This is a genomic window from Nocardia aegles (assembly GCF_052545135.1).
In genome coordinates this window covers 189,882-213,396 of the sequence record NZ_JBQWRI010000003.1, presented here as the reverse complement: position 1 = coordinate 213,396, position 23,515 = coordinate 189,882, and the positions used below count along the sequence as shown (strand labels likewise).

The 23,515-nt window shown below is 67.6% G+C and carries 25 protein-coding genes; 14 read left to right on the top strand and 11 right to left on the bottom strand.

Annotated features, from left to right (window positions below):
* Positions 1–8: 8 nt before the first annotated feature.
* The 3 genes from ACT89H_RS10985 to ACT89H_RS10975 all read left to right on the top strand — a co-directional run bounded on the left by ACT89H_RS10985 (position 9) and on the right by ACT89H_RS10975 (position 3,364).
* Positions 9–1,379, top strand: a complete 1,371-nt coding sequence (locus ACT89H_RS10985) for a PPE domain-containing protein (RefSeq protein WP_445108454.1) — start codon at positions 9–11, stop codon at positions 1,377–1,379.
* On the top strand, positions 1,376–2,146 hold the full coding sequence (locus ACT89H_RS10980; protein WP_445108453.1) for an ESX secretion-associated protein EspG: 771 nt from the start codon (positions 1,376–1,378) through the stop codon (positions 2,144–2,146). The genes ACT89H_RS10985 and ACT89H_RS10980 overlap by 4 nt, the downstream gene beginning before the upstream one ends.
* 576 nt (positions 2,147–2,722) lie before the next feature.
* Entirely contained in the window at positions 2,723–3,364 is a 642-nt protein-coding gene (locus tag ACT89H_RS10975; protein WP_445108452.1) for a hypothetical protein, read from the top strand.
* 565 nt (positions 3,365–3,929) lie between these two features.
* Here the strand turns inward: ACT89H_RS10975 and ACT89H_RS10970 are convergent.
* Positions 3,930–4,760, bottom strand: coding sequence for a hypothetical protein (locus tag ACT89H_RS10970; RefSeq protein ID WP_445108451.1), 831 nt, complete (start codon positions 4,758–4,760; stop codon positions 3,930–3,932).
* 501 nt (positions 4,761–5,261) lie between these two features.
* Between ACT89H_RS10970 and ACT89H_RS10965 the strand changes: the two genes are divergently transcribed.
* Positions 5,262–5,738: a hypothetical protein gene (locus tag ACT89H_RS10965; protein ID WP_445108450.1), complete on the top strand. Its 477-nt coding sequence runs from the start codon at positions 5,262–5,264 to the stop codon at positions 5,736–5,738.
* A gap of 78 nt (positions 5,739–5,816) precedes the next feature.
* Entirely contained in the window at positions 5,817–7,868 is a 2,052-nt protein-coding gene (locus tag ACT89H_RS10960) for a thioredoxin domain-containing protein (RefSeq protein ID WP_445108449.1), read from the top strand.
* A gap of 22 nt (positions 7,869–7,890) precedes the next feature.
* Here ACT89H_RS10960 and trhA read toward each other — a convergent pair whose 3' ends face one another.
* Positions 7,891–8,529 (bottom strand): PAQR family membrane homeostasis protein TrhA, encoded by a 639-nt coding sequence (trhA, locus tag ACT89H_RS10955; protein ID WP_445108885.1) that lies wholly within the window; start codon positions 8,527–8,529, stop codon positions 7,891–7,893.
* A gap of 261 nt (positions 8,530–8,790) precedes the next feature.
* Between trhA and ACT89H_RS10950 the strand changes: the two genes are divergently transcribed.
* Both ACT89H_RS10950 and ACT89H_RS10945 read left to right on the top strand, forming a co-directional pair.
* Entirely contained in the window at positions 8,791–9,570 is a 780-nt protein-coding gene (locus ACT89H_RS10950; RefSeq protein ID WP_445108448.1) for an isoprenyl transferase, read from the top strand.
* A 52-nt stretch (positions 9,571–9,622) separates the two neighbouring features.
* Positions 9,623–10,222 (top strand): hypothetical protein, encoded by a 600-nt coding sequence (locus ACT89H_RS10945; RefSeq protein ID WP_445108447.1) that lies wholly within the window; start codon positions 9,623–9,625, stop codon positions 10,220–10,222.
* 6 nt (positions 10,223–10,228) lie between these two features.
* On the opposite strand, the gene coaA is transcribed toward ACT89H_RS10945, so the two are convergent.
* Positions 10,229–11,161 carry a type I pantothenate kinase gene (gene coaA / locus ACT89H_RS10940; protein ID WP_445108446.1) on the bottom strand — a complete coding sequence of 311 codons (933 nt, stop codon included), beginning with the start codon at positions 11,159–11,161 and terminating at the stop codon, positions 10,229–10,231.
* A gap of 181 nt (positions 11,162–11,342) precedes the next feature.
* Between coaA and ACT89H_RS10935 the strand changes: the two genes are divergently transcribed.
* Positions 11,343–12,542 carry a DUF885 domain-containing protein gene (locus tag ACT89H_RS10935; protein WP_445108445.1) on the top strand — a complete coding sequence of 400 codons (1,200 nt, stop codon included), beginning with the start codon at positions 11,343–11,345 and terminating at the stop codon, positions 12,540–12,542.
* Here the strand turns inward: ACT89H_RS10935 and ACT89H_RS10930 are convergent.
* Both ACT89H_RS10930 and ACT89H_RS10925 read right to left on the bottom strand, forming a co-directional pair.
* Positions 12,511–12,771 (bottom strand): nitroreductase/quinone reductase family protein, encoded by a 261-nt coding sequence (locus ACT89H_RS10930; RefSeq protein WP_445108444.1) that lies wholly within the window; start codon positions 12,769–12,771, stop codon positions 12,511–12,513. The genes ACT89H_RS10935 and ACT89H_RS10930 overlap by 32 nt on opposite strands.
* An 8-nt stretch (positions 12,772–12,779) precedes the next feature.
* Positions 12,780–13,241 (bottom strand): PaaI family thioesterase, encoded by a 462-nt coding sequence (locus tag ACT89H_RS10925; RefSeq protein ID WP_445108443.1) that lies wholly within the window; start codon positions 13,239–13,241, stop codon positions 12,780–12,782.
* A 93-nt stretch (positions 13,242–13,334) separates the two neighbouring features.
* Here ACT89H_RS10925 and ACT89H_RS10920 point away from each other — a divergent pair, with 93 nt between their 5' ends.
* Entirely contained in the window at positions 13,335–13,913 is a 579-nt protein-coding gene (locus ACT89H_RS10920; protein ID WP_445108442.1) for a TetR/AcrR family transcriptional regulator, read from the top strand.
* A gap of 116 nt (positions 13,914–14,029) precedes the next feature.
* Positions 14,030–15,325 (top strand): serine hydroxymethyltransferase, encoded by a 1,296-nt coding sequence (gene glyA / locus ACT89H_RS10915; protein WP_445108441.1) that lies wholly within the window; start codon positions 14,030–14,032, stop codon positions 15,323–15,325.
* Positions 15,326–15,419: 94 nt separating this feature from the next.
* Here glyA and ACT89H_RS10910 read toward each other — a convergent pair whose 3' ends face one another.
* The 5 genes from ACT89H_RS10910 to ACT89H_RS10890 all read right to left on the bottom strand — a co-directional run bounded on the left by ACT89H_RS10910 (position 15,420) and on the right by ACT89H_RS10890 (position 19,813).
* Positions 15,420–16,160, bottom strand: a complete 741-nt coding sequence (locus ACT89H_RS10910) for an ESX secretion-associated protein EspG (RefSeq protein WP_445108440.1) — start codon at positions 16,158–16,160, stop codon at positions 15,420–15,422.
* Positions 16,157–17,458, bottom strand: a complete 1,302-nt coding sequence (locus ACT89H_RS10905; protein WP_445108439.1) for a hypothetical protein — start codon at positions 17,456–17,458, stop codon at positions 16,157–16,159. The genes ACT89H_RS10910 and ACT89H_RS10905 overlap by 4 nt, the downstream gene beginning before the upstream one ends.
* 14 nt (positions 17,459–17,472) lie before the next feature.
* Positions 17,473–18,042 carry a DUF3558 domain-containing protein gene (locus ACT89H_RS10900; RefSeq protein WP_445108438.1) on the bottom strand — a complete coding sequence of 190 codons (570 nt, stop codon included), beginning with the start codon at positions 18,040–18,042 and terminating at the stop codon, positions 17,473–17,475.
* Entirely contained in the window at positions 18,039–18,425 is a 387-nt protein-coding gene (locus ACT89H_RS10895) for a hypothetical protein (protein WP_445108437.1), read from the bottom strand. Before ACT89H_RS10895 ends, ACT89H_RS10900 begins: the two co-directional genes overlap by 4 nt.
* Positions 18,426–18,616: 191 nt before the next feature.
* Positions 18,617–19,813, bottom strand: coding sequence for an FAD-dependent monooxygenase (locus ACT89H_RS10890; RefSeq protein WP_445108436.1), 1,197 nt, complete (start codon positions 19,811–19,813; stop codon positions 18,617–18,619).
* A gap of 112 nt (positions 19,814–19,925) precedes the next feature.
* Between ACT89H_RS10890 and ACT89H_RS10885 the strand changes: the two genes are divergently transcribed.
* Both ACT89H_RS10885 and ACT89H_RS10880 read left to right on the top strand, forming a co-directional pair.
* Positions 19,926–20,642 carry a TetR/AcrR family transcriptional regulator gene (locus tag ACT89H_RS10885; RefSeq protein WP_445108435.1) on the top strand — a complete coding sequence of 239 codons (717 nt, stop codon included), beginning with the start codon at positions 19,926–19,928 and terminating at the stop codon, positions 20,640–20,642.
* 23 nt (positions 20,643–20,665) lie between these two features.
* Positions 20,666–21,088 (top strand): limonene-1,2-epoxide hydrolase family protein, encoded by a 423-nt coding sequence (locus ACT89H_RS10880; protein ID WP_445108434.1) that lies wholly within the window; start codon positions 20,666–20,668, stop codon positions 21,086–21,088.
* Positions 21,089–21,094: 6 nt separating this feature from the next.
* Here the strand turns inward: ACT89H_RS10880 and ACT89H_RS10875 are convergent, their stop codons facing one another.
* Entirely contained in the window at positions 21,095–21,367 is a 273-nt protein-coding gene (locus ACT89H_RS10875; protein WP_039800723.1) for a hypothetical protein, read from the bottom strand.
* Positions 21,368–21,453: 86 nt separating this feature from the next.
* Here ACT89H_RS10875 and ACT89H_RS10870 point away from each other — a divergent pair, with 86 nt between their 5' ends.
* Both ACT89H_RS10870 and phoH2 read left to right on the top strand, forming a co-directional pair.
* Positions 21,454–21,822, top strand: coding sequence for a DUF488 domain-containing protein (locus ACT89H_RS10870; RefSeq protein ID WP_445108433.1), 369 nt, complete (start codon positions 21,454–21,456; stop codon positions 21,820–21,822).
* A 266-nt stretch (positions 21,823–22,088) separates the two neighbouring features.
* Positions 22,089–23,474, top strand: coding sequence for an RNA 5'-3' helicase PhoH2 (phoH2, locus tag ACT89H_RS10865; RefSeq protein ID WP_445108432.1), 1,386 nt, complete (start codon positions 22,089–22,091; stop codon positions 23,472–23,474).
* Positions 23,475–23,515 lie beyond the last annotated feature (41 nt).

Here is a 23,515-nt window from a genome sequence, read left to right as displayed (position 1 = left end):
GGGGAACCGTGGGTATCACCGAATTTCTGGGAAATCTGGGCCGTCATTCCAGCGCGAGCCCGGAAGTGTTCGGGTATCTCGGTGAACGGGTCGGTGCGCTGTTCGAGCAGAACATTCCTGAGCCGAACCAGGCGCAGCGGGACGCGCAGACGGCGGGAAACGACGCTCGGACGAAGTTGTACGCGCAGAACACGAGTCTGACGCAGGATTTCCACGGTGATTACCTGCCTCCGGTTGTTCCGGCCGTGCTGGAGCAGTTCGTCTCCATGCCGCATGCCAAGATCATGGAATTCGTCAATTCCGTAAAGCTCGCGGATATGTGGAACAGTGTCCTCGGTTGGCAGGGGCTGGCGAAGAAGACGCTCCAGAAGGCGGAAGATTTTCAGACAAATATCAATAACACGATCGGGCAGGGCTGGCAGGGGGCGGCCGCGGGCCGGGCGCTGGCGAGCGTGCAGCGGTATGTGAACGATGTGCACAACTTGGAGCAGGCCGCCAATATCGTGGCGAACAAGATGGAAGAGGCCTACACGGGATTCAACCAGGTGTACAACCAGGTGCCGCACGAAACCGACAAGCGTTCGACCTCGCTCGCCGGAGTATTACTGACCGGGGTCGCGTCGGTGGTACCTGGGTTGGGCTCAGCCTCCGCCGTGGGGCAGCTGATGGCCGACCAGGGGCGCGCGCAGAAGGCCCAAGACCGCGCCAACGAGGTTATGCGGACGGTGTATTCCCCGGTCGCGTTGCAGGCGGATACGAACGTTCCCAAGATTCCCGGTCCGATTCAGCCATCCGATCCTTCGTCGCCGGGTTCGCCGCTATCTCCCTCCGGCACGCCCGGTTCGCCCAGGCCGACTGGCGTGAATCCGTCAACGGGTAATCCTTCGAACCAGCCGAACGGGCCGAGCCCTGACCCCTCGTCCAGCCCGGACCCGGCGCAGACCACTCCGTCCAGCCTCCAACTGCCGGAAAATCCGCTCGGTGACAACCCGACCGGCCGGGACCCGAATGCTACGTCACCTGCGCCGTCGTCGCCCGGGACGACCCCGGCCGGTTACCACCCGAGCCCGGGTTCTCCTGGTCCGGGTTCTCCTGGTCCGGGTTCGCCCGGAAGTCCCGGTTCGCCGCCCGGTAGCCCCGGACGCGGTGTTCCCGGTCAACTACCCACCGGTGCGCCCACAGTGAATCCGACCGCTGTCGGCACTGGACGGCCCGGCATGGCCGGTATGCCCGGCGGCATGATGCCGCCCGGCCGGGGCAAGGGCGATGACGAGGGGAAAGAGCACAAGTCGGCCGACTACCTGCACAGGGTGCACGAAGAGCTGCTCGGGCCCGATGTCCAGACCGTTCCCCCGGTGATCGGCGCCGTCGACCAATGACGATGGCCAGCTCCTGGCGGTTGCCGCCGGTCGAGTTCCATGTCGCGTGGGAGGCGATGGGTCGTGACCGGATGCCGTTCCCGTTGATCTTCCACACCGAGGCGGAAACGCAACTGGACTTAGAACGCGAGTGTCGTAGTGCCGCAAACGCTCTGGTCGACAAGATCGGTGACGACGACAGCCTGTACCGGGCGTTGCAGGCTCTGGATCAGCCGCTGGTGCGGGTCGAGATGCTCGGCTACCGGCGCGACGGGCGCGATCGGATGGTCCGCGTGTGCGCGGGCATCGATGACGGGGTCGGCACGGTTGCCGCCCAGCACCCTGGACCCGATATCGAATCCGGCGGCGACATCCTGATCTTCCTGCACTCGCCGAGCGCGGTCGTGAAGCGGATCGCGTCCATCCTCCCGGACATTTCCCCGGGCTCGGCACCCGGAATCGATGTCCACCGCCAAGACCTCGCACCAGAAGAGCGCGCCTGGACCGCATCCCGCACCCTCACCCCGCGCCAAGAGGCGGCCCGCTTCTTCAACCGCCCCTACCGCACCTACGCCGAAATCAGGATCGACACCGGCCCTGCCCTGGACGGCTGGCAAGAGGGCGGCCGCTACCTCCAGATAGTCGATTTCGCGGACGACGGCCGCTACCTGATCCAGGTATCCGAACGTCTCGTGGCGACCCCGGTCACGAAAGATCGCCTGGCGGCCGAAATTCAGCGGCACATCGATTATGCGATGGCAGAAGCCCACGAGACAGCGTGGTCGTAGGTGAACGGCCCCGGGCGTATGGAACCGGGACACCGACCCGGAGGCGGCCTTCCACCCAGCCGACAGCGGCCAACATACGAGGAACCGATCATGCTGGAGCTGTGGACGAAGACCGCTACCTGCTCCACGTCTCCGAACGCCTCGTGGCGACCCCGGTCACGATGGATCGCCTGGAGGCCGAAATCCAGCGGTGCATCGATCGCGCACTCGCGGATTCGCGTGAGACAGCCTGGTCGTAGCCGACGGACGGTGTCGACACTTGTGTACTGTTGTGCTGGATCATGTTGAAGCAGGGCTGGATTCGGTCGACTTCTCGGAATGATTACCGGATCGTCAGGTCGCAGCCATGGGTTGGCGTTGATCGACAGGTCGCAGCAACGCGCTGGTCTGTACCAGCATCCGTATGAGATTGCTCCCCGCGACGGATCGGCTGCCCGCCCGGACCGACAGGCGTACCGAAGCTCGGGAACCCGAATCCGGGTCACAGTAGGTGTAACCGGTCCGGCCGCCGGGCATTTATCAACGCAGCAGCGAACGGCGAGCCGGACATACGGTGTCCGCCGCGATCGAGGAGGAATGGCTACCGATATGAACTTCCAGCAAGGCTGGCCCGGCGCCGCACCGGGCAGCTATCCCCCGGCTCCCCACCTGCCGGGTCACGGCTATGGGCCGCCCCAAGTTTCGGCGGGTGGTGGCACCGGGATCGCGGCTGGACTGCTCGCGTTGCTGGGTGGCGGTTGGGAGACATTCGGTCTCGTGTCATTGGTGACTTCTCATGTCTTCGACCGTCTCGCAGGGCTTGCGCTGATCAGCGTGGGGGTGGCTGGATTCGTGGCGTTCCTGCTCGTCCTGGGCGGTGTCGTGCTGCTGTGCCGATCGACTGTCGGCCGAGTTCTGGTGATCGTCGGCAGTGCGCTGAGTTTGATCAACCTGGCCGTCGGGCTCGCGGTAACAAGACTTTTCGGCCTACAGCCGGTAGTCGTCGGCGTGCTGACGCTGGCGACCCTTGTCCTCGCCGCCATCAGTCCGACCGGACGGTGGATAGCGGCACGTCGTCGACCAATCCCACAGTATGGTCACCCGCCCGCAGCGCCATATGCTCAGCCCCCGTTCTCGCAGTATGGCCACTACCCTCCCGAGCCTTACGGACATCCGGCCGGTCCAGCTCCCGGCCATCCGGCCGGACCGTACGGCCAGCCGCCGTATCCGAGCCGCTGACCCACCGGTCCGAGCGCATTCGGGTTGGCCCAGGGGATGCTATGGCACTGTCCACATCAGCAGTATTTTTTTCGGCGCTCATCGGCTCTGCGGTACAGATATCGGAGAGAGCGCGTCGATGACGGCAGGCGTCGGTCGGTGAGGCCAGCCCTGCTGTGTGGGAGCAAGACTCGCGACCTCACTGATCAGCTCAGCAGCTCTGCCCGTTGGATGAGCTGAGCGCAGAGGCGAACCACCACGAGCAGGAGTTGGCCTGTTCAAGCCATTGCGCCAGGTCATCGAGTCGATCAACCAAACTCTCAAATCCCCACTCGACCCTCGAACGCCATGGCGGCGCACCACCGCTGGAGTCGTCATGTGAGTCCTGCGGCGTCTGCGCGCGCTGACCACTGCCGTCTGGCACAAAGACACAAGCGGTGCGCACGCGCACGGCTCACTACCCGCCTATGACCACACCTTGGAGTCGATCAGCTAGTCGATTCGATTCTCTGAGAAGTCCGTACGGGCCGGTCGACCCAGTGCTGGGTGGGTACGACGCGCTCAACCGAGCGCGGGGCCCTAACCTTCAGCGACCGAACCATCGGCGCTTGGGCTTCCTAGTAGCCAGTTGTTCCGCACTTGCTCGATCCGACCGCGGGAATCGCTTCAACTCCCTCATGAACTCCCTCGCCGCCGGCGTCGGCAACGCGTCGTGAATGCCGTCCTTCTTGTAATCCGCTGTGTAGCTATCCTTGTCCGCTATGGTCAGCACAGCACTGATCCAGGTTCCGGTCCGCTTGTCGTAGGACAGGCGCTTGTGTTCGACAAACAGCTCCCGCACTGTCGCCGACGCCTCCACCGACTCCACGGTGCCGTCGACGTGATGTACCTGGATGCCGCCTGTGCCCTCATTGCCGACGAGAACGGCCCACAGGTATGCGGTCTTCCACTCCGTACCGACCTGGTCGATCGCCGCGTGGACCAACGCGTCCTCGACGATCTCCGGTGTCACCCCGTCGCCGTACTCTTCCCACGTGGCAGTGATGTTCTCCGCGGCCAGTTCCCGGTTCACCATGTCGATCATCTGCTTGACCAGATCCGAGGGCTCGTCGGGGCTGAGCAACCGGAATTCAACCCCGGCGACCTGCCTGACGCCGGATCTCGCAGCCATGTCCCCGAACGTGCCGGAGCGGACCGCATAGACGTATGCGTTGAGCTTCTGCCGGAAGTCCTCGTTCATTACAGCCACATCGTCCTGCGCGTACGAGCGATCCTCGATCATGCTCAGCACCATCTGGCCGCGCGGATTCGCCGCGACCTGGTCGATTCGATCGTGCTGGCTGACTGTCATGTGTAGTTCCCTCCTGAAAACGAAGCCGCCAGGCTTTCTCCGGAGAGGCAAGCCTGGCGGGTTCACTCGATGTAAGAAAGGTAGTTTATGCTGACTCGGATGTGGGGGTTGTGGTGCGGATCGTGCTGGGTGCACTCGGAGCTATGGGAGGCCTCGCCGTGACGGCGATGGTCGTCACTGGATGTGGGAATCAGCCGGATTATCGCGCCACGGCTTGCGATCTGGTTGAAACATTCGAAGTTAGAGGACTGGAACGGCATTCGGTGCGTGCCGGTGAGAATGGCGGCCCGATCCGGTGCGAGCAAGCCTTCTACATAGGGCCCGCGCCCGAGGATTTGCGTGCCGCGATAACCGCCCCGAAGTTCGAATTGCGGCCCAGTCACAACGGATTCATGGCGGATCCGGGGTCCACGTCGGTCCTCCTCGGCCGTGGTCCTGACCAGTGCTTTATGGTTGTCGATCGATATGAGCCGACCGCGATTCTGTACCCGTGGCTGGGGTTGAGCGATGCTCAGCGGCAGGCGATCAGAGCAAGCAGGTCGACTCTCTTCGAATTCAGGGTGAGTTGTGAGCCTGGCTGATCGTTTGGGTCGTTCGATAGTGTTGGTTGCGTTGCCGGCTGTGGTCGCTGCCGCGGGCGTGTGGTGGTGGCGTACGGAGGTCACGGGTGTCAATCCCGCGCTAGCCCTGGTCGATCAGGTGACGATCGACGGGTTCACCCAGCTCGTTTCGGGAGTTACCTTCGACGATCCACCTACCGCTTATGCCCAGTACCTCGGTGCCACCGACGATCACGTGCTCGACCGCGTGCACGCGCCGGGGGTGCGGCTCACTGTACGAGCTGACCCCGTCAGCGACCCGAAACCGGATGCCATCGTTATCGCGGTCGGTGATGCCCCACGGGATTGCCAGTTGGTTTTGGAGCGATTCCTGCCGACTGCTGCCCCCTTCGCTCGCCACGGCGTCGGACCAAGGCAGGCCGCGGAACTTCAGAACGGTACGCTGACCAAACTTCAGCTGAAGGTTTACTGTCCCGAACCCTAGCCTTATCTCCGGCCATCGGCCCTGGCATGTCCGGTGGTGGTCCCCGCACGGCACCAGGAAGGGTCGTACGGTGGAGCCATGAACCGGCTCGGAATGGCGACGTCTCCGTACCTGCGTCAGCATGCGGACAACCCGGTGCACTGGCGGGAGTGGGATGCCGAAGCGCTGGCCGAAGCCCGGGAGCGGGACGTGCCCGTCCTGCTGTCGGTGGGGTACGCGTCCTGTCACTGGTGCCATGTGATGGCGCACGAGTCGTTCGAGGACCAGGCCACTGCCGACCAGATGAATGAGAATTTCGTCTGCGTGAAGGTCGACCGAGAGGAACGACCGGACCTGGACGCGGTCTACATGAACGCCACGGTCGCGATGACGGGGCAGGGCGGCTGGCCGATGACCTGCTTCCTGACCCCGGACGGTGAACCGTTCTACTGCGGCACCTACTACCCGAAGCTCCCGCGCGGCGGCATGCCGTCGTTCACCCAGCTGCTCACCGCGGTGACCGAAACCTGGCGGACCCGGCGGGACGAAGTGAACCAGGCCTCCGCGCAGGTGGCTGCTGCGTTACGGGACCAGGCGTCGGGACTGCCCGACGCGGACCTGGCGATCACACCGGAGTTGCTCGCCCAATCCGTCGCCGCCGTGCTGCGCGACGAGGACGCCCAGCACGGCGGGTTCGGCGGCGCTCCCAAGTTCCCGCCGTCGGCGCTGCTGGAGGGCCTGCTGCGGCACTGGGAGCGGACCGGCGACCGCGCGGTGTTCGACGTGGTGGCCCGTACTGCCGAGGCCATGGCGCGCGGCGGCATCTACGACCAGCTGCGCGGCGGGTTCGCGCGGTATTCGGTGGACGCCGCGTGGGTGGTGCCCCATTTCGAGAAGATGCTCTACGACAACGCGCAACTGCTGCGCGCCTACGCGCATTTGGCCCGCCGCAGCGCATCGGGGCTTCCGGAATCGTTGTCGCACCGGGTCACCCGGGAGACGGTGCGGTTCCTGCTCGACGATCTCGGAACCCCGCAGGGCGGTTTCGCCTCGGCGCTGGACGCCGACACGCATTTGGAGCCCGGCAAGCCCGGCGTCGAAGGCGCGACGTACGTGTGGACGCCCGCCGAGCTGGCCGGTGTGCTCGGTGCGATCGACGGGGCGTGGGCGGCCGAATTCTTCGGCGTCACCACCGCCGGAAACTTCGAACAGTGCACCTCGGTGCTGACCAGGTACACCGAGCCGGTCACGGCGGAGGACACGGCGCGGCTGGAACACATCCGTGCCACGTTGATCGCCGCCCGCGACCGCCGTCCCCAGCCGGACCGGGACGACAAAGTGGTCACCGCGTGGAACGGCATGGCGATCACCGCGCTCGCCGAAGCCGCGGGCGCGTTGGACGAGCCGGAGTGGACCGCCGCCGCCGTGCGGTGCGCGCGGTTCCTGTTGGCCGAGCACGTGGTCGACGGGCGGCTGCGGCGCGCCTCGCTCGGCGGTGTCGTCGGCGCGGCGCCCGGCATTCTGGAGGATCACGCTTGGCTGGTCACCGGCCTGCTCGCGCTGCACCAGGCCACCGGCGAACTCGGCTGGCTGGACGACGCCCAACGCTTGCTGGACACCGCGATCGAGCATTTCGCCGACCCGGATCGACCCGGCAGCTGGTTCGACACCGCCGACGACGCCGAAACCCTCGTCGCCCGCCCGCGTGACCCGATCGACGGCGCCACTCCCGCGGGGGCCTCCGCGTTGGCCGAAGCGCTGCTCACCGCCGCGGCCACGAGCGATCCCGAACGGGCCGTCCGCTACCGGGAGCTTGCCGACCGCACGCTGGAGCGCGGCGCGATCGTGCTGGCCCGCGCGCCGCGATCGGCGGGCCAGTGGCTCACCGTCGCCGAGGCGGCCCTGCGTGGCCCGCTGCAAGTCGCCATCGCCACGGAATCGGCGGCCGATCCGACCGAGTTGCTCGCCACGGCCCGTTCGACCGCGCCGGGCGGCTCCGTCGTCCTCGCCGCTGCCCCGGACGCTGTCCCGCTGCTGGTCGATCGGCCCTTGGTCGGCAATGCCGCCGCCGCGTACGTCTGCCGCGGCTCCGTCTGCGACCTCCCGGTCTCCACTCCCGACCAGCTCCGCACGGCACTGCTGCGCAACTAGCGACGGTGTATCCGCGGTGCGCTCAGCGCAGGACGACGAGCCAGACCGCCGCGTAATGGGTCAGTGCCGCGAGCACCGTGGCCGCGTGGAAGAACTCGTGATGCCCGAAGACGCCCGGCCACGGGTTCGGCCACTTGGTGGCGTAGAGGATCGCGCCGCCGCTGTAGCACAGGCCGCCGATCAACAGCAGAATCAGCGGTGCGATGCCGATCTGGTCGTTCAGTTGTCCGGCCACCGGCACGATGGCCCAGCCCAGCAGCAGATACAGCGGCACGCCGACCCAGCGGGGAGCGCCGGGCCACAGCAGTTTCAGCGCCACTCCGGCCAGCGCGCCCGCCCAGACCACGGCCAGCAGCGTCTGCCCGGTGCGCCCGGGCAGACCGAGCAGGGCGAACGGGGTGTAACTGCCCGCGATGAACAGGAAGATCATCGAGTGATCCGCTCGCTTCATCCGGATGCGAGCGCGCACGGTCGGCCAGGTCACCCGGTGATACACCGCGCTGACGCCGAACAGTCCGCACACGGTGAGCCCGTAGACCAGGGTCGACCATCCGGCGGTCGCCGAGACCGTGGTGGCGGTGGCGATCAGCACGACGGCAGCGATCGCCGCGACGCCGACGGCCCAAGTATGGATCCAACCGCGTAAGCGCGGCTTGACCAGCGCGTCGGCGAGCGCTTCGCCCGCCGATACGGGGACCGGTGTGGCGGCCGCCGTATCGGCGGCGCCGACCGATTCGGACACGTGTACCTCCTCAGGGACAGCCGGAGCAGTCTGTCCGCGGCCCACGCCGGACCGAGTGCAGACGAGATAGTTTGAACCCGTCAGTAACCTACGCAACCGTAACTTGCGCGCTCCCGGCCACTGTACCGGCGTATCGCAGTCGATGCCGCGTCCGCGCCGCCGAGGCGTAGGGTTGCCCGCGTGGAACTACCGAGTCAGGTGCGGGGTCTGCCGTATCGCATCTACGAGGCCCGGCTGTCCAGGCAGCTGGCCGGTAAGCAGCATCCCCGGCACGTCGCGGTGATGTGTGACGGCAATCGCCGGTGGGCGCGGGAGAACGGTTTCACCGACGTCAGTCACGGCCATCGCGTCGGCGCGCTGAAGATCGCCGAGCTGGTCGGCTGGTGCGAGGCCGAGGGCATCGAAATGGTGACCGTCTACCTGCTGTCCACCGAGAATCTCCAGCGCGATCCGGACGAACTGGAGACGCTGTTCGAGGTCATCACCGACGTGGTCGAGGAGTTGTCGGCGCCGGAGCAGAACTGGAGCGTGCGCATCGTCGGCTCGCTCGACGGCTTCCCCGAGCTGATCGCCAAGCGAATGCGCACCGCTGCCGAGCGCACCGACGGCCGCGACGGAGTGCACGTCAATGTCGCGGTCGGCTACGGCGGCAGGCAGGAGATCGCCGACGCGGTGCGCTCGCTGGTCCGTCAGGAGATCGCCGCGGGCGAAACCGGCGAGGACCTGGTGCAGTCGATCACGGTGAACGCCATCGGCCAGCATCTCTACACCTCCGGTCAGCCGGACCCGGACCTGGTCATTCGCACCTCCGGCGAGCAGCGGCTTTCCGGGTTCCTGCTGTGGCAGAGCGCATACTCGGAGATATGGTTCACCGAGGCGTACTGGCCGGAGTTCCGCCGGGTGGATTTTCTGCGGGCGCTGCGCGACTTCGCCGCGCGGCATCGCCGTTTCGGCGTCTGATTCGATCTTGGTGCGCCGGATCGCACTCTCTTGTCGCGCACCGTGCGGTCTCATGAGCTCGTTCGACCACCGGCCCGCCGGAGCCGCGAAGGGCGAACCGGACGACTCGATCAGCTATGTGGAGTTCGGTAGGCGCTTTCTGGAGTACGCCGCCTCCGAAGCGCGCATCGCGGGCGCGTTCGACCAATTGACCGGCAGCGCTTTCGATTTCGGCCCGATCGGGGTCGGCCCCGGCCGGCTGGCCAAGGCCACCGCGCAGGTCCAGCTCGGCGCGTCCCGGCTGCGCCGCCGCGACGACGAGACGATCGCGTTCGAGTTGATCATCCCGTTGGAGGTCGACCTGCTGCTGGACCTGGCGGTCGACCGGCACCGGTTCCACGTCGAGGGAACCGTGCGTCTGCACCTGACGGTGCGCACAGCGGCGCCCCTGCGGGTGGTGATCGATATCGCCGACCCGCGAGCGGCTGACGTGCATGTCAGTGTCGCCGCCGCCACCAGGCGCGGACAGCTGCTGCGGGTTCTCGCCGGCGTCGATCACGAGATCAGGCGTTTCGTCGCCCGCTATGTCTCCGAGGAGATCCGTCGGCCGCACATCACCGCGGCCTGCGATATCGATGTCGCGCAGCGGCTGGACGAGACGTGGAAATTGTAAGCAGGATCACAATTTCCGCAGCCGCAGCCGATTGATGCTGTGATCGGCGTCTTTGCGCAGCACCAGGGTCGCGCGCGGACGGGTGGGCAGAATGTTCTCCACCAGATTCGGCCGGTTGGTGTTGTTCCAGATCTCCTGTGCGGCCGCGGTCGCCTGCTCGTCGGTGAATCCGGAATAGTGGTGGAAATGTGCGTTCGGATCGGCGAATGCGGTCTGGCGCAAGGTGAGAAACCTTTGCACATACCACTTCTCGATGTCCTCGATGCGCGCGTCGACGTAGATCGAGAAGTCGAACAGATCCGACACCATCAGGCGCGGACCGGTCTGCAGCACGTTCAACCCCTCCACGATCAGAATGTCGGGCTGGCGCACGCAGTGCAGCCGGCCCGGCACGATGTCATAGGAGATGTGCGAATACACCGGGGCGCAGACTTCGGACGCACCGGATTTCACCTCGGTGACGAATCGCAACAGCTTGCGGCGGTCGTAGCTCTCCGGAAAACCCTTGCGATGCATGATGCCGCGCCGGGTGAGTTCCGCGGTGGGGTAGAGGAATCCGTCGGTGGTGACCAGATCGACCCGTGGGTGGTGATCCCAGCGCGCCAGCAGCGCTTGCAGCACGCGCGCGGTGGTGGACTTGCCCACCGCGACGCTGCCCGCGACGCCGATCACGAACGGTACCTGCTGGTCGGGATGGGTTTCGCCGAGGAAGGTCGCGGTCGCGGCGAACAGCCGCTGACGCGCGGCCACCTGCAGGTGGATGAGACGAGCGAGCGGGAGATACACCTCCGCGACTTCTTCGAGATCGATCTGTTCCCCGAGGCCGCGCAGGCCGATCAGTTCTTCCTCGGTGAGCACCAGGGGAGTCGATTTACGCAGGGTCCGCCACTGTTTCCGGTCGAATTCCACGTAGGGACTCGGCTCGCTCATTCGTGCCATTTACCCGACGCTCCGTTTCGGCAAACACGCACAGTTACCGTGCGGGTCCGGTGAGATTCGGTCTAGCTGTCGCCGCATAGGCGAATTCTGCTCCGCGTCAACGTCGTGTGCCGAGCGGGGTACCACTACCGGTTGGTAACCGACTCGATGACCCAGGTGTCAGCCGCTAATGTCGGCTGGCATGGAAGCGCATCCGCTCGTGACCGAATACCTGCGGCTCGGCCTCGCCTTCGACCGGCTGGAAGAAGGATTCGTCGACGCCTACACCGGTGATCCCGCACTGCGCCGCGAGGTGCGGAACGCGCCCGCCCCGCAGCCGCGCGAGCTGGCTCGGCGCGCCGCCGACTTGCGGGCCGTCGTACCGGAGGCGGGTCTGGCGCCCGTGCGCTCCGAGTTCCTCGACGCGCACCTGCGCGCGTTGGAGTGCTCCGCACGGAAGTTCGCGGGCGAGGACATCGGCTTCGTCGAGGAGGTGCGCGCCTACTTCGACGTCGACATCGTGCCCGGCGACGTGGACGACTACCGTGACGCGCACCGGCAGATGGACGAGGTGCTCGCCGGGGACGGGCCGCTGGCCGAACGGGTGGCCGCTCATCGCAAGGCCGACGAGATCCCGCCGGAGCGGTTGCCGGTCTGCGTCGAGGCGTTCTCCAGCGCGCTGCGCGAGCTGGTTCGCGCCCGCTACCCACTGCCCGATCACGAGCACGTCACCTACGAGGTGGTGGGGGACAAGCCCTGGTCCGGGTTCAACTACTACCTCGGCAACTACCAGTCGCGGGTCGCGATCAACTCCGACCTGAAGCAGCACATGGCGCACCTGCCGCAGCTGATCGCGCACGAGTCCTACCCGGGGCACCACACCGAGCACTGCCGCAAGGAAGCCGGGCTGGTCGCCGCCGGGCAGGCCGAGCAGACGCTGTTCCTGGTGAACACGCCGCAGTGCCTGATGGCCGAGGGGCTCGCCGATCTGGCGTTGCGCTCGATCGTCGGGCCCGGCTGGGGCAAGTGGGCGCAGGAGATCTACGCGGATCTCGGGTTGCGCTTCGACGGCGAACGAGCCGAACGCCTTTCGAACGCGTCGGCCAAGTTGCTGGCCGTGCGCCAGGACGCTGCGCTGCTGCTGCACGACCGGGGGCGGTCGCACGACGAGGTGGCGGAGTTCTTGCAGACCTGGAGCCTGACGACGCCGGAGCGGGCGCGCCAGTCGCTGCGCTTCCTGTCCTCGCCGCTGTGGCGGGCCTACATCTCCACGTATGTCGAAGGATACCGGCTGCTGGGTGGTTGGCTCGATCGCGCGGCCGACGCCGAGGATCGGGCCGACCGTTTCCGCAGGCTCCTCGACGAACCGCTCACTCCGGGCGCGGTGCGCGCGGCGGCGTGAGGGCGCGACGCGTGGTCAGGCGGCGGCGACGCGGTCCCTGGACGAACGTGCGTGAGCGGGCCACCACGTCGTCCTCCGGTACGAAGGCGGCCGTGCCGGTGCGCCATCTGCTGCCCTGCCGTAGCCGGACCTGTGGGTCGGCGGTGATGGTGCGGGCCCAGCCGAACCCACGGCCGTGCTGCGAGATCAGCCACGCGCCGGTCTCGTCGATCGACGGGGTGACCGGCACAGTGCTCCTCAGGATCGTTGCGGGCGGAAGATGGCGCAGGTGGTGGTGGCGTGCGCGACCAGGCGGCCTTGCTCGTCGACCACCCGCCCCTCGGCGGTAGCGGTGGTGCGACCGACGTGGATCGTGGTGCCGGTGGCCGTGAGGCGCTGTCCGTCGGTGGGCACGGAGCGGATGTAGTTGGTCTTCAGCTCCAGTGTCGTGTACCCGACGCCGGGTTCCAGCGTGGTGTGCACAGCGCAGCCCATCACCGAGTCGAGCAGGGTGGCGCAGATGCCGCCGTGCGTGGTGCCGAGCGGGTTGGCGAACTCGGGCCGGGTGCGCAGCGCGAACACCGCCTTGCCGTGTTCGAGCTCGTCGACCTCCATGCCGAGCAGGTCCCCGATGAACGGTGGGCGATCCGTCCGGGTCATCGCGGTGCGCAGGAGTTCGAGACCGGACAGCTGAGCCAGATCGACGGTCGCGTCGGACATGAATCCGTCCTTTCGATGAACCGATCGGTCCATATCTGTCATGATTGCAACATGGACCGATCGGTTCACGCAACCCTCGGACTGGGAACGCAGATGAGCGCAGGGCCGCGCACGAGGCTGATCGAGAGCGCGATCGAACTGGTTCGCGAACAGGGCGTGCACGCCGCCGGCCTCGCCGCCCTGCTCGAGCGCGGAAATGCCTCGAGAAACTCGCTCTACCAGCACTTTCCTGCGGGCAAGAGCGAGCTGGTCGAAACCGCCACCCGGGTGGCGGGCGCGCGGATCGGCGAGGTGATCGACAAGGTCACCGCCGCGCCGCCGCGCCGCTGGCTGGATTCGCTGATCGGGTGGTGGGTCGGCGCGCTGGAGAAGACCGACTATCGCGCCGGGTGTCCGATCGTCGGGGCGGCGCTGGCCGAGTCCGAGCCCCGGGTGCAGGCCGCCGCAGGCGAAGTCTTCGACGCCTGGCACGCAAGGCTCGGTGCGGCACTGGTCGACGCGGGCATGTCCGCGCCGCAGGCGCGCTCGTTCGGCAGTTTCGTGTTCAGCGCCATGGAGGGGGCCGTCATCCAGGCGCGGGCCATGAAGTCCACGCAGCCGCTGGAAGACGCGCAGCGGCATCTCACGATCCTGTTGGAGAGCTATCTGCCGGACAGCGGCGGATCCCGCTGATCGCGCGGGGCACCGGCGTGTCGCAGGTCACGGCCGCGCCGTACGGCGCGCCGGTGCGAGCGGAGGGAAAGAACCCCCTGCTCGAGGGCTGGGCCGTGGCCCATAGACTGAAGGTCGTGACGCAGACGACCGCCTCTGTCAATTCCCAGTCCCTCGGTGAGCTCGATCCGGAACTCGCCGCCGCGATGGCAGGCGAGCTCGCCCGCGAACGCGACACCCTCGAGATGATCGCCTCGGAGAACTTCGTGCCGCGCGCGGTGCTGCAGGCGCAGGGTAGCGTGCTGACCAACAAGTACGCTGAGGGTTACCCGGGACGGCGGTACTACGGCGGCTGCGAGCACGTCGACGTGGTGGAGACGCTGGCGCGCAACCGCGCCAAGGAGCTGTTCGGCGCCGAATTCGCCAACGTGCAGCCGCATTCGGGCGCGCAGGCGAACGCCGCGGTGCTGATGTCGCTGATGGACCCGGGCGACAAGCTGCTCGGTCTCGATCTCGCACACGGCGGTCACCTGACCCACGGCATGCGCCTGAACTTCTCCGGCAAGCTCTACGAGGTGCACTCGTACGGAGTGAGCAAAGAGGACCACCGTGTCGACATGGACGAGGTGCGCGCGATCGCGCTGCGGACGCGTCCGAAGGTGATCGTGGCAGGCTGGTCGGCCTACCCGCGCCACCAGGACTTCGCGGCGTTCCGCTCGATCGCCGACGAGGTCGGCGCCTACCTGTGGGTGGATATGGCGCACTTCGCCGGCCTGGTCGCCGCCGGTCTGCACCCCTCGCCGGTGCCCCACGCCGACGTGGTGTCCTCGACCGTGCACAAGACCCTCGGCGGTCCCCGCTCCGGCCTGATCCTGGCCAAGCAGGAATACGCCAAGAAGCTGAACAGCTCGGTGTTCCCGGGCCAGCAGGGCGGGCCGCTCATGCACGCCATCGCCGCCAAGGCCGTCGCGTTCAAGATCGCCGCGGGCGAGGAGTTCCGCAATCGCCAGGAGCGCACCCTGTCCGGCGCCAAGATCCTGGCCGAGCGGCTCACCGCAGCCGACGTCAAGGACAAGGGCATCAGCGTGCTCACCGGCGGCACCGACGTGCATCTGGTGCTGGTCGACCTGCGGAACTCCGAACTCGACGGCCAGCAGGGCGAGGACCTGCTGCACGAGATCGGCATCACCGTGAACCGCAATGCCGTTCCGTTCGACCCGCGTCCCCCGATGGTCACCTCCGGTCTGCGCATCGGCACCGCCGCGCTGGCCACCCGCGGCTTCGGCGACACCGAGTTCGCCGAGGTCGCCGACATCATCGCGAGCGCGCTGGCCGGCGGCGCCGACTTGGATGCGCTGCGCGCCCGGGTCGGCAAGCTGGCCAAGGATGTTCCGCTGTACGACGGCCTGGAGGACTGGCGCCTGCTGGGCTGATACCGGTGTGCTTCGTGCGTCCGGGCGGGCCGGACACACGAAGCATGGTCGGCTGTCGTGAGCGCCGATCCCACCGCCACCGCAGCGATCCGAACTACCTGTCCATGCGCGCCTCAGCCCGCACGATCGACTCGTCCAGGTACCGGGCGATATCGGCGCTGGTCCCCGGGCGGATCATCAGGGCGCGGTTCGCCGGAACCTCGCAGTAGCGGCCGTCGGCCGTGTCGATCCAGCGGAGGCGGCCGGTGCGCAACGGTTCGGCATTGCGCGGGCCCAGCAACACGCCGATGGTGCCGCGGGTGGTGCACGACTGCCGCCAGAAACGCCGGTAGCGCTCTTTCGCCCGGCCGGCGGGTGCGTTGCCGAACACATCGGGGCGATCGTCGTTGAGATCGTCGAGCAGGAAGCTCTTCTCACCCACCGTTCCGGCCGGGGCGTCCGGGAGTAATCGCACCACTTCGCCGGCGAGCTGATCGATGCGGCAGCGACGTAACCGGACTTGTCCGCCGTCCGGCGCGGGCGACTGCACGGCGAGCACACCCGAGCCGGTGCGGGCGCCGCAGGCAATGGCGCGCAGTTCGACGCCTTCACGCGTGTTGTCGTAGCCGACCAGCTCGATGCGCCAGTCCGGAACGGCCAGCGTGGTGATCGCGCTGCGCAGCGGCAGCCGCTCGTCCCGGCCCAGCTCGGCGCGGAACTGCTGTTGATACGCCTGATACTCGTTGCGACCGGGAAAGCGGCTGGTGAATCGGAACGGGAAGGGCATGCGGTCCAGGCCCGTCCCGAACCATGCCGCGGCGAACTGCTCGGCCGACAACGACCACTGCGCCGTCATAGCTCACCGAGTACGGGTGGCACCGTCGGTTTCACCTCGCCGAGTAGCTCTTTCGCGTGTTCCTCGGTGCGCAGGTAGTTCGGCGACCGGTGCTCGTCGTCGTCCGCACGCCTGCCGCCCATCCCTGGCGGCACCATCCCCGAGTAGCCCGCGGCGCCCGTCGCTCCCGGGCGCCCCGGTGCGGCGGGTTGCCCATCGACCGCGGCGGGGACGGTGGGCTGGGCGGGCCGAGACGTGCCCGATCGCGCTCGGTCGTCCGAGGCGCTGGGCATTCCGGCCGCGCCGGGGGTGGCCGGTCCGCTCGGCGTGCCGTTCGGTGTGGCGTAGAACGAGGTCGGGGTCAGGCTGGTGGGTGTTGTCGGCGACGGCGAGGAGGGCGCGATCGGTGCGGACGGTGTGAATGTCTGCGTCCTCGTGGTGGCTGCCGGAGTGGTCGCCTCGATGTCCTGGTGGGGTGAAACCGCTCGATACGAGAGGGTTTGCGGCGCGGCATCGACGGTCGGCTGCGTTTTGTCCTCCGGCTCGCCCTCGTCCGCCGAACCGGCGGGGGAGGCGGTGTCCGCGGTGGAGGGAGTGCCGTCGGAAGAGGAGCTGTCCGGGGAGCGGGTGGAAGTGGCCACGGTCTGCGAGCCCACGGTCGTGCCGGTTTCCACACCGGTGCCGGCCTCAGCGCCGGTGTCGGTTTCCATACCCTTGTCAGTTTCCACACCGATGCCGGTCTCTATACCGGTGCCGGCCTCAGCACCGGTACCGGCCTCAGCACCAGTACCGGCCTCCGCACCGGTCGGGGCCGTGGCGGTCGGAGTGACCGGGGACGGCAGTGTCGGAATACCCGGCGCGGTGGCTCCGAACGGCTGGATGTACTGGGTGTTCATCTCGTCGCGGGCCTGCTCCTCCCGCGAGTTGCGCTGTGCCGCACCGGCTGTTGTGACCGAGGTGTCCAGCAGATCCGGCACCGACATCTTGAACTTCGCCGCCGCGTCCGCCGCCGCCGACAGCGGTAGACTCTGCGCGCCGAGGGACGCACCGAGTTCGCCCACCCGCGCCGCGTACTCGCGCACGCAGCGGACCGCGCTGTCGGCCGCCGCCCCCTCCCAATGCTGGTCCACCGCGTTCCTGATCGCGTTCTCGAATCGCTGACCCGCGTTTGTCACCGCCGCGGCGATGGCCGACCACGCGGCGAACGCACCGTCGAGCGCGCCCGGATTCATCGCGTCGGCGGCCTGTTTGATCTCCGCGTGCGAGAAGCTCTGCGCGTTCTCCGGGTTCGTGATCGCGCGGCCGTCGGTTTGTCTCATGATCCCCCCGGTGTTCAGCTGCCCGCGGGCAGCAGCGGTGCGACCGCTCTGGCGATGTCGGTGGCGATATCGCAGGCGACGAGGTGCTTGTTCGCCGGCGTCTGCGGCACATTCGTCAGGATGTAGAGCGAGCCGGACCTCATTTCGACGTTGATCGTGCAGCCGCCGGGTACGTCCGGACGGGCTTCGTAGCGGACGGCTTTCCGATCGCCTGCCGGGATGTCCACCGCAGCAGGGTAAGTGCTGCGAATCTGTTCGAGAGTGCCGTTGGTGGTCTCGACGACGAATCCGTACCCGGCCCGTGCGACATACCGGCACCCCTTCCTGGTGACGCCGCCTCGGCTGTCCTGTTTGGATTCCGGGGGTCTCGAGTCCCACTGACGCTCCGCGAGAAACTGGGGTGTGAGTGCGATGCAGGGATCGAACGGGATCTGTGGCGACGCGCTCGAATCGGACCCGGTGGCGCCGGTGACCGAGGTCGCCGAATCGCTCGGTGCCGTGCCGACACCGCATCCGGAGAGCAAGACCAGAGCCGCTGCCCCGGCAACGCATCCGGTGGTCCGAACGTTTGTGCCGGTCTTCATGCGCTGAGCTCCCGCAGCGCCGCCGCGAATTCCGTATCGGTCCGAACGTAGCCGTCGCGGATGGCGTCGAACATGGATGTGATCTCTTGCGCTACGCAGATGTACTCGGTGAGCGTGTCGAAGGCGTTGTTCGGGCCACCGAATGCCTTCTCCCGGAACAGCCGCACCAGTTCTACGGCGGAGGTCAGCTTCGGATTGTCTTCACCAAGCCCCCAGTGCTGCCGCTCACCGAGTTCGCGCGCGTCGGTTTGCGCCGCGACGAGCGTGTCGATCAGCTCCTGGCACGCCTGGTCGATCTTCACGAATGCTTGCGGGTCCATCCGTACCCGCAGCGCCCCGGTTGCCGCAGCTTCGATGTACCCGGGAAACGGGCTGTCCGCCATTGCCGCCCCTTCTGTCAGTACCGTCCGACCTTATAGACGCGCCCTGGAGCACTCCGGTTCCATCGAAACGCAGCCGAATCTCGGGCGTCCCGTCGCGCCGCTGGTCGACCGCGCGACGGTTCCGAACCGGGATGTCGTGCCGCGCGGCGGCTGTGGCGAGTTCGATCGCTGTCGGGGCCGCTGCCGAGCGGTCAGCGCGCATCCGCCGCGGCGATCAGTGCGGGGTAGTCCCGCAGGTCGATGTCGTTGGCGGCGTTGTCGCCGTATTTCGTCATCAGCGCGAACATCCGGGAGCGGAGGAACCAGTTGCGCATCGTGATTCCCCACGCGGTTTTGGGCGCCAGGAAGCGGCCGGCGTTGCTGTTGCCCGCGATCTTCGAGTAGCGCTTCATGAGTTCGTCGTACCGAGCGAAGGCGGCGGTGTGGTCGCCGCCCGCCAAGGCCAGCTCACCCGCGATGACGTACGCGCCGACCACGGCGAGCCCGGTGCCGAAGCCGCCCAGGGTGTTCCCGTACCCGGAGTCGCCGACCAGCGCGATACGTCCCTTGGTGTAGCCGTCGGGCATCTGGACCCGACCGATCGAATCCAGGTAGAAGTCGTCGAATTCGGTGAGTTCGGCGAGCATTCGCGGCACGTCCCACCCGACCTCGGCGAAGGTTTCGGCGAGGATGCGCCGCTGAGCGGTGCTGTCGTCGCGGGCGTAGTCGAGTTCGGGCGCGGCGAACATGTACATCTGCTGCGCCTTCGGACCACCGCTGATCGCGAGTCGGCCCGGAACGTTGTGGCCGTACGCGACCACGCGTTCGCGCGGTCCGGTGGACTTGCCGCTCCATGGGCCTGCGCCCGCGACGGCGTAGTAGTAGCCCAGGTGCCGCACGAAGTCCCGCTCGGGCCCGAAGGCCAGCCTGCGGACCCGAGAATGGATGCCGTCGGCGCCGAAGACGAGGTCGTAGGTGCGGGCGGGAGCGTGCTCGAACTCGACGTGCACGCCTGCCGCGGTCTCGGTGAGCGCGGTGATCGAATCGCCGAACAGGTACTCGCACCGGTCGGCGGTGCGGCGGTAGAGGATCTCGGACAGGTCGCCGCGCAGGATCTCCATATCGCCGCCGGTGAATTCGCCCGACATCAGCGCCAACTCGGTGCCTCGCTCGTCGACGAAGACGGTGTCGGTCGTACCCGTCCTGCGCTGCTCGATGTCGTCCAGCACGCCCATCCGTTCCAGCACGGTGCGGTGGGTGCGGCCTTTGAAATCGATCGCCTGACCGCCAGGGCGCAGCGCCGCGGCGCGCTCGACGACGGTGACCGCGAACCCGTAGCGGTGCAGCCAGTAGGCCAGCGCGGGTCCGGCGATGCTCGCGCCGGAGATCAGAACGGTGGTGTCGCGCATGGAATCTCCTCGTCTCAAATCTGCGTCCTATGGAAACTGTATCCTATGGACGCAAATTAGCGTATGGTAGACACAGTTTCACGTCAAGACGTTCTCCGGAAGGATTTCGGGCATGCCGACACCGACCACACTGGAACTGCTCTGGGGTACCGGACAGCGGCCCAAGCGCGGACCGAAACCCGCGCTGTCGCTGGAGCGGATCGTCGCGGAGGCCGTCGCTCTGGCCGACGCCGAAGGACTGCCGAACCTGTCCATGCAGCGGCTGGCCGAGCGACTCGGCTTCACGAAGATGTCGCTGTACCGCTACGTGCCGGGTAAGGCCGAGCTCGTCGCGCTGATGCTGGACACGGCCCTGGGGGCGCCACCGGAACTGAGCGCGGCGGCGGAGGCGTCCGAGGACGGCTGGCGCGACCTGCTGCGCGTGTGGTGCGAGACGATCTACGCGCGCTTCAGCGCCCACCCCTGGTCGATAGAGGTGTCGGTGGGCGTGCGGCCGGTCGGCCCGAACGAGGTGGCCTGGGTGGAGTCCGCGCTCGGCGCGCTCGCCGGAACCGGTCTCAGCGCCGCCGAACGGCTGGACACGATCGTTCTGCTGACCGGACACGCCCGCAGCCTGGCGCAGCAGGTGCTGGTGGCGGACGCCGACGAGTTCGAAAAGCAGATGGCGGGTCAGTTCGCCGGGATGGTGGCCGCCGCGGCGGATCGGTATCCGGCCGCGGCCGCCGCGTTCGCGGAGGGCGGCGCGGTCGCGGGCGGGGAGGGCGCGCTGAAGTTCGGCATCGAGCGCATTCTCGACGGACTGGCCGTGCTCATCGCGCGCCGCGGGTAACCGCCGCGGCCTACGCTCGGACCATGACCGACGAACCCGACCTGAAACAGGACTCGATCACCACCGTGCGGGAGTTCTTCGCCGCGCTGGAAATGGGCGCCTCGCAGGAGGCGATCGACCTGCTGCACCCGGACATCGTCTGGAAGAACACCTCGCTGCCGGACGTGCGGGGCGTCCGCCGGGTCGGCGGCGTGCTGCGCGGCCTGCGCCGCGACTGGCTCGGCTTCGGGGTGGACATGCACCACATCGCCGCCGACGGCGATGTGGTGCTCACCGACCGCACCGACTATCTGCGCTTCGGTCCGGTGCGCGTCGGTTTCTGGGTGACCGGCACGTTCGAACTGCGCGACGGCCGAATCATCGTGTGGCATGACCACTTCAGCTGGGAGAACCTCCTGCGCGGCACGGCTGTCGGCCTCTGGCGCGCCGCGCTCACCCGCGGCTGACCGGCCTCAGGAGTGCTGGGCCAGATAGTCCAGATACACCGGTCGCAGCACCTCGGCGACCGCGCCGTCGCCCGCGTGGACGTAGTCGTCGAGCATCGGCAGCACGTACTTGATGTCGGCCTCGCTTTCGCCGACATTGCCCGCGGCGGCCTCGGCGGCCGGGATCGACGTGAGCAGCCGCCACAGGAACTTCACATCCCCTCGCCGCACGGCGAGCTTCATCGCCCGGTCGTGCAGCTCCTTCGACGACAGCTTCTCCAAATCCTCGTTACCGGACATACCAGCGACTCTATCCGCCGAATCGGACGACAGCGACCGCGTGGCGAATCCCGTCGCGACTCGGACGCCGTGCTGCGATGACTGCTATGGCACCGCAACCCCACCCCGGCTTCCGGATCAAGCGGGTCTACGACGATCCCGACCCCGACGACGGCACCCGGGTGCTGGTCGACCGGCTCTGGCCCAGGGGCATCACCAAAGCGCAAGCGCGGGTCGATCGCTGGCCGAAGGCGCTCGCGCCGAGCACCGAGCTGCGGCGCTGGTTCCACGCCGACCGGGACGCGCGCGGCCCGGAATTCGCCCGTCGCTTCCGCGCCGAACTCGCGGCGCCGGAGGTTCAGCAAGATTTGCGGGATTTACGCGCCTTGGCAGCCGAAGGTCCGGTCACCTTGCTCACAGCCGTACAGGATCCGGCGCACAGCCATGTTCCGGTACTGCTTGACGTGCTGCGGTGAACCGCGGCGACGTGCGGGTTTACGACAAATTCACTGACATGCCTCCCGGTCTCCGAGCGCGGACACCGGAATCGAAGGTAGCGTCGGGTGTGCGGGCCGCGGCGGTGTGGCTCGTACGGGAGGTCCTGACCGTGACTGAGCTACTCAGTACGAGGGGGCCGGAGCCCGGCCCTCGTGGCATCTGACGGCAACGTCGGGTCCATCAGGACGGACCGGTCCAGCGAGATCGTTCGTGCGATTGCCGCACGAACACAGAGGAGCCCACCGTGACTGCTGCACGCTCCGTTTCCGCTCCCTCGGCGCACTCCCGCTCCGCGAAAGGCGGAGCCGCCGCGAAGGGGGCCCGCCCCTCGCAATTACCCGGCAAAACCTTCGTCATCGACACGTCCGTCCTGCTGTCGGATCCCTGGTCCTTCACCCGGTTCGGCGAACACGACGTGGTGTTACCCCTGGTGGTCATCAGTGAACTCGAAGCCAAACGGCACCATCACGAGCTGGGCTGGTTCGCGCGAGAAGCTTTGCGCAACCTGGACGATCTGCGCCTGCAACACGGCAGGCTGGATCAGCAGGTGCCGATCGGCACCGAGGGCGGAACGTTGCAGGTGGAACTGAACCACACCGATCCCGCGGTCCTTCCGGTCGGCTTCCGCACCGACACCAACGACTCCCGGATCCTGGCCTGTGCGCTCAATCTCGCGGCCGAGGGCCGCGAAGTGGTGTTGGTGTCCAAGGACATTCCGCTGCGGGTCAAGGCCAGTGCGGTGGGCTTGCACGCCGACGAGTACCACGCCCAGGATGTGGTGACCTCGGGCTGGTCCGGCATCGTCGAACTCGATGTCAGCACGGCGCGCATCGATCAGCTCTACGCCGAGTCGGTGATCGATCTCGACGAAGCGCGAGAACTGCCCTGCCACACCGGCGTTCGGTTGCTCGGCGTCAGCTCCAGTGCGCTGGGCCGGGTCACGCCGGACAAGCGGGTGCAGCTGGTGCGCGAGCGCGAGGCGTTCGGGCTGCACGGCCGGTCCGCCGAGCAGCGCATCGCGCTGGACCTTCTGCTGGACGAGAGCGTCGGCATCGTCTCGCTCGGCGGCCGGGCGGGTACCGGCAAATCGGCGCTGGCGTTGACGGCGGGCCTGGAGGCGGTGCTGGAGCGGCGCACGCAGCGCAAGGTGGTGGTCTTCCGCCCGCTGTACGCGGTGGGCGGCCAGGAGCTCGGCTATCTGCCCGGCACCGAGAGCGAGAAGATGGGTCCCTGGGCACAGGCGGTCTTCGACACGCTCGACGGGTTGGCCAGCCGCGAGGTGATGGAGGAGGTGCTCAGCCGCGACATGCTGGAGGTGTTGCCGCTGACCCATATTCGGGGGCGGTCGCTGCACGACTCCTTCGTGATCGTGGACGAGGCCCAGTCGCTGGAGCGCAACGTGCTGCTCACGGTGCTCAGCCGTCTGGGCACCGGCTCGCGGGTGGTGCTCACCCACGATGTGGCCCAGCGCGACAACCTGCGCGTCGGCAGGCACGACGGCGTCGCGGCGGTGGTGGAGAAGCTCAAGGGCCATCCGCTCTTCGCGCACATCACACTGACCCGTAGCGAGCGCTCGCCGATCGCGGCGCTGGTCACCGAGATGCTGGAGGAATACGGCCCCAACGCCTGATCCCGAGCGCCGTTCACCGGCGTGTTTCATCGCATGTCCAG

Bases quoted from the DNA above. Each gene is read 5' to 3' on its own strand.
- ACT89H_RS10980 (WP_445108453.1), top strand. From the start codon at position 1,376: ATGACGATGGCCAGCTCCTGGCGGTTGCCGCCGGTCGAGTTCCATGTC.
- ACT89H_RS10975 (WP_445108452.1), top strand. From the start codon at position 2,723: ATGGCTACCGATATGAACTTCCAGCAAGGCTGGCCCGGCGCCGCACCG.
- ACT89H_RS10960 (WP_445108449.1), top strand. From the start codon at position 5,817: ATGAACCGGCTCGGAATGGCGACGTCTCCGTACCTGCGTCAGCATGCG.
- ACT89H_RS10945 (WP_445108447.1), top strand. From the start codon at position 9,623: ATGAGCTCGTTCGACCACCGGCCCGCCGGAGCCGCGAAGGGCGAACCG.
- coaA (WP_445108446.1), bottom strand. From the start codon at position 11,161: ATGGCACGAATGAGCGAGCCGAGTCCCTACGTGGAATTCGACCGGAAA.
- ACT89H_RS10935 (WP_445108445.1), top strand. From the start codon at position 11,343: ATGGAAGCGCATCCGCTCGTGACCGAATACCTGCGGCTCGGCCTCGCC.
- ACT89H_RS10925 (WP_445108443.1), bottom strand. From the start codon at position 13,241: ATGTCCGACGCGACCGTCGATCTGGCTCAGCTGTCCGGTCTCGAACTC.
- ACT89H_RS10920 (WP_445108442.1), top strand. From the start codon at position 13,335: ATGAGCGCAGGGCCGCGCACGAGGCTGATCGAGAGCGCGATCGAACTG.
- ACT89H_RS10910 (WP_445108440.1), bottom strand. From the start codon at position 16,160: ATGACGGCGCAGTGGTCGTTGTCGGCCGAGCAGTTCGCCGCGGCATGG.
- ACT89H_RS10905 (WP_445108439.1), bottom strand. From the start codon at position 17,458: ATGAGACAAACCGACGGCCGCGCGATCACGAACCCGGAGAACGCGCAG.
- ACT89H_RS10900 (WP_445108438.1), bottom strand. From the start codon at position 18,042: ATGAAGACCGGCACAAACGTTCGGACCACCGGATGCGTTGCCGGGGCA.
- ACT89H_RS10895 (WP_445108437.1), bottom strand. From the start codon at position 18,425: ATGGCGGACAGCCCGTTTCCCGGGTACATCGAAGCTGCGGCAACCGGG.
- ACT89H_RS10890 (WP_445108436.1), bottom strand. From the start codon at position 19,813: ATGCGCGACACCACCGTTCTGATCTCCGGCGCGAGCATCGCCGGACCC.
- ACT89H_RS10885 (WP_445108435.1), top strand. From the start codon at position 19,926: ATGCCGACACCGACCACACTGGAACTGCTCTGGGGTACCGGACAGCGG.
- ACT89H_RS10880 (WP_445108434.1), top strand. From the start codon at position 20,666: ATGACCGACGAACCCGACCTGAAACAGGACTCGATCACCACCGTGCGG.
- ACT89H_RS10875 (WP_039800723.1), bottom strand. From the start codon at position 21,367: ATGTCCGGTAACGAGGATTTGGAGAAGCTGTCGTCGAAGGAGCTGCAC.
- ACT89H_RS10870 (WP_445108433.1), top strand. From the start codon at position 21,454: ATGGCACCGCAACCCCACCCCGGCTTCCGGATCAAGCGGGTCTACGAC.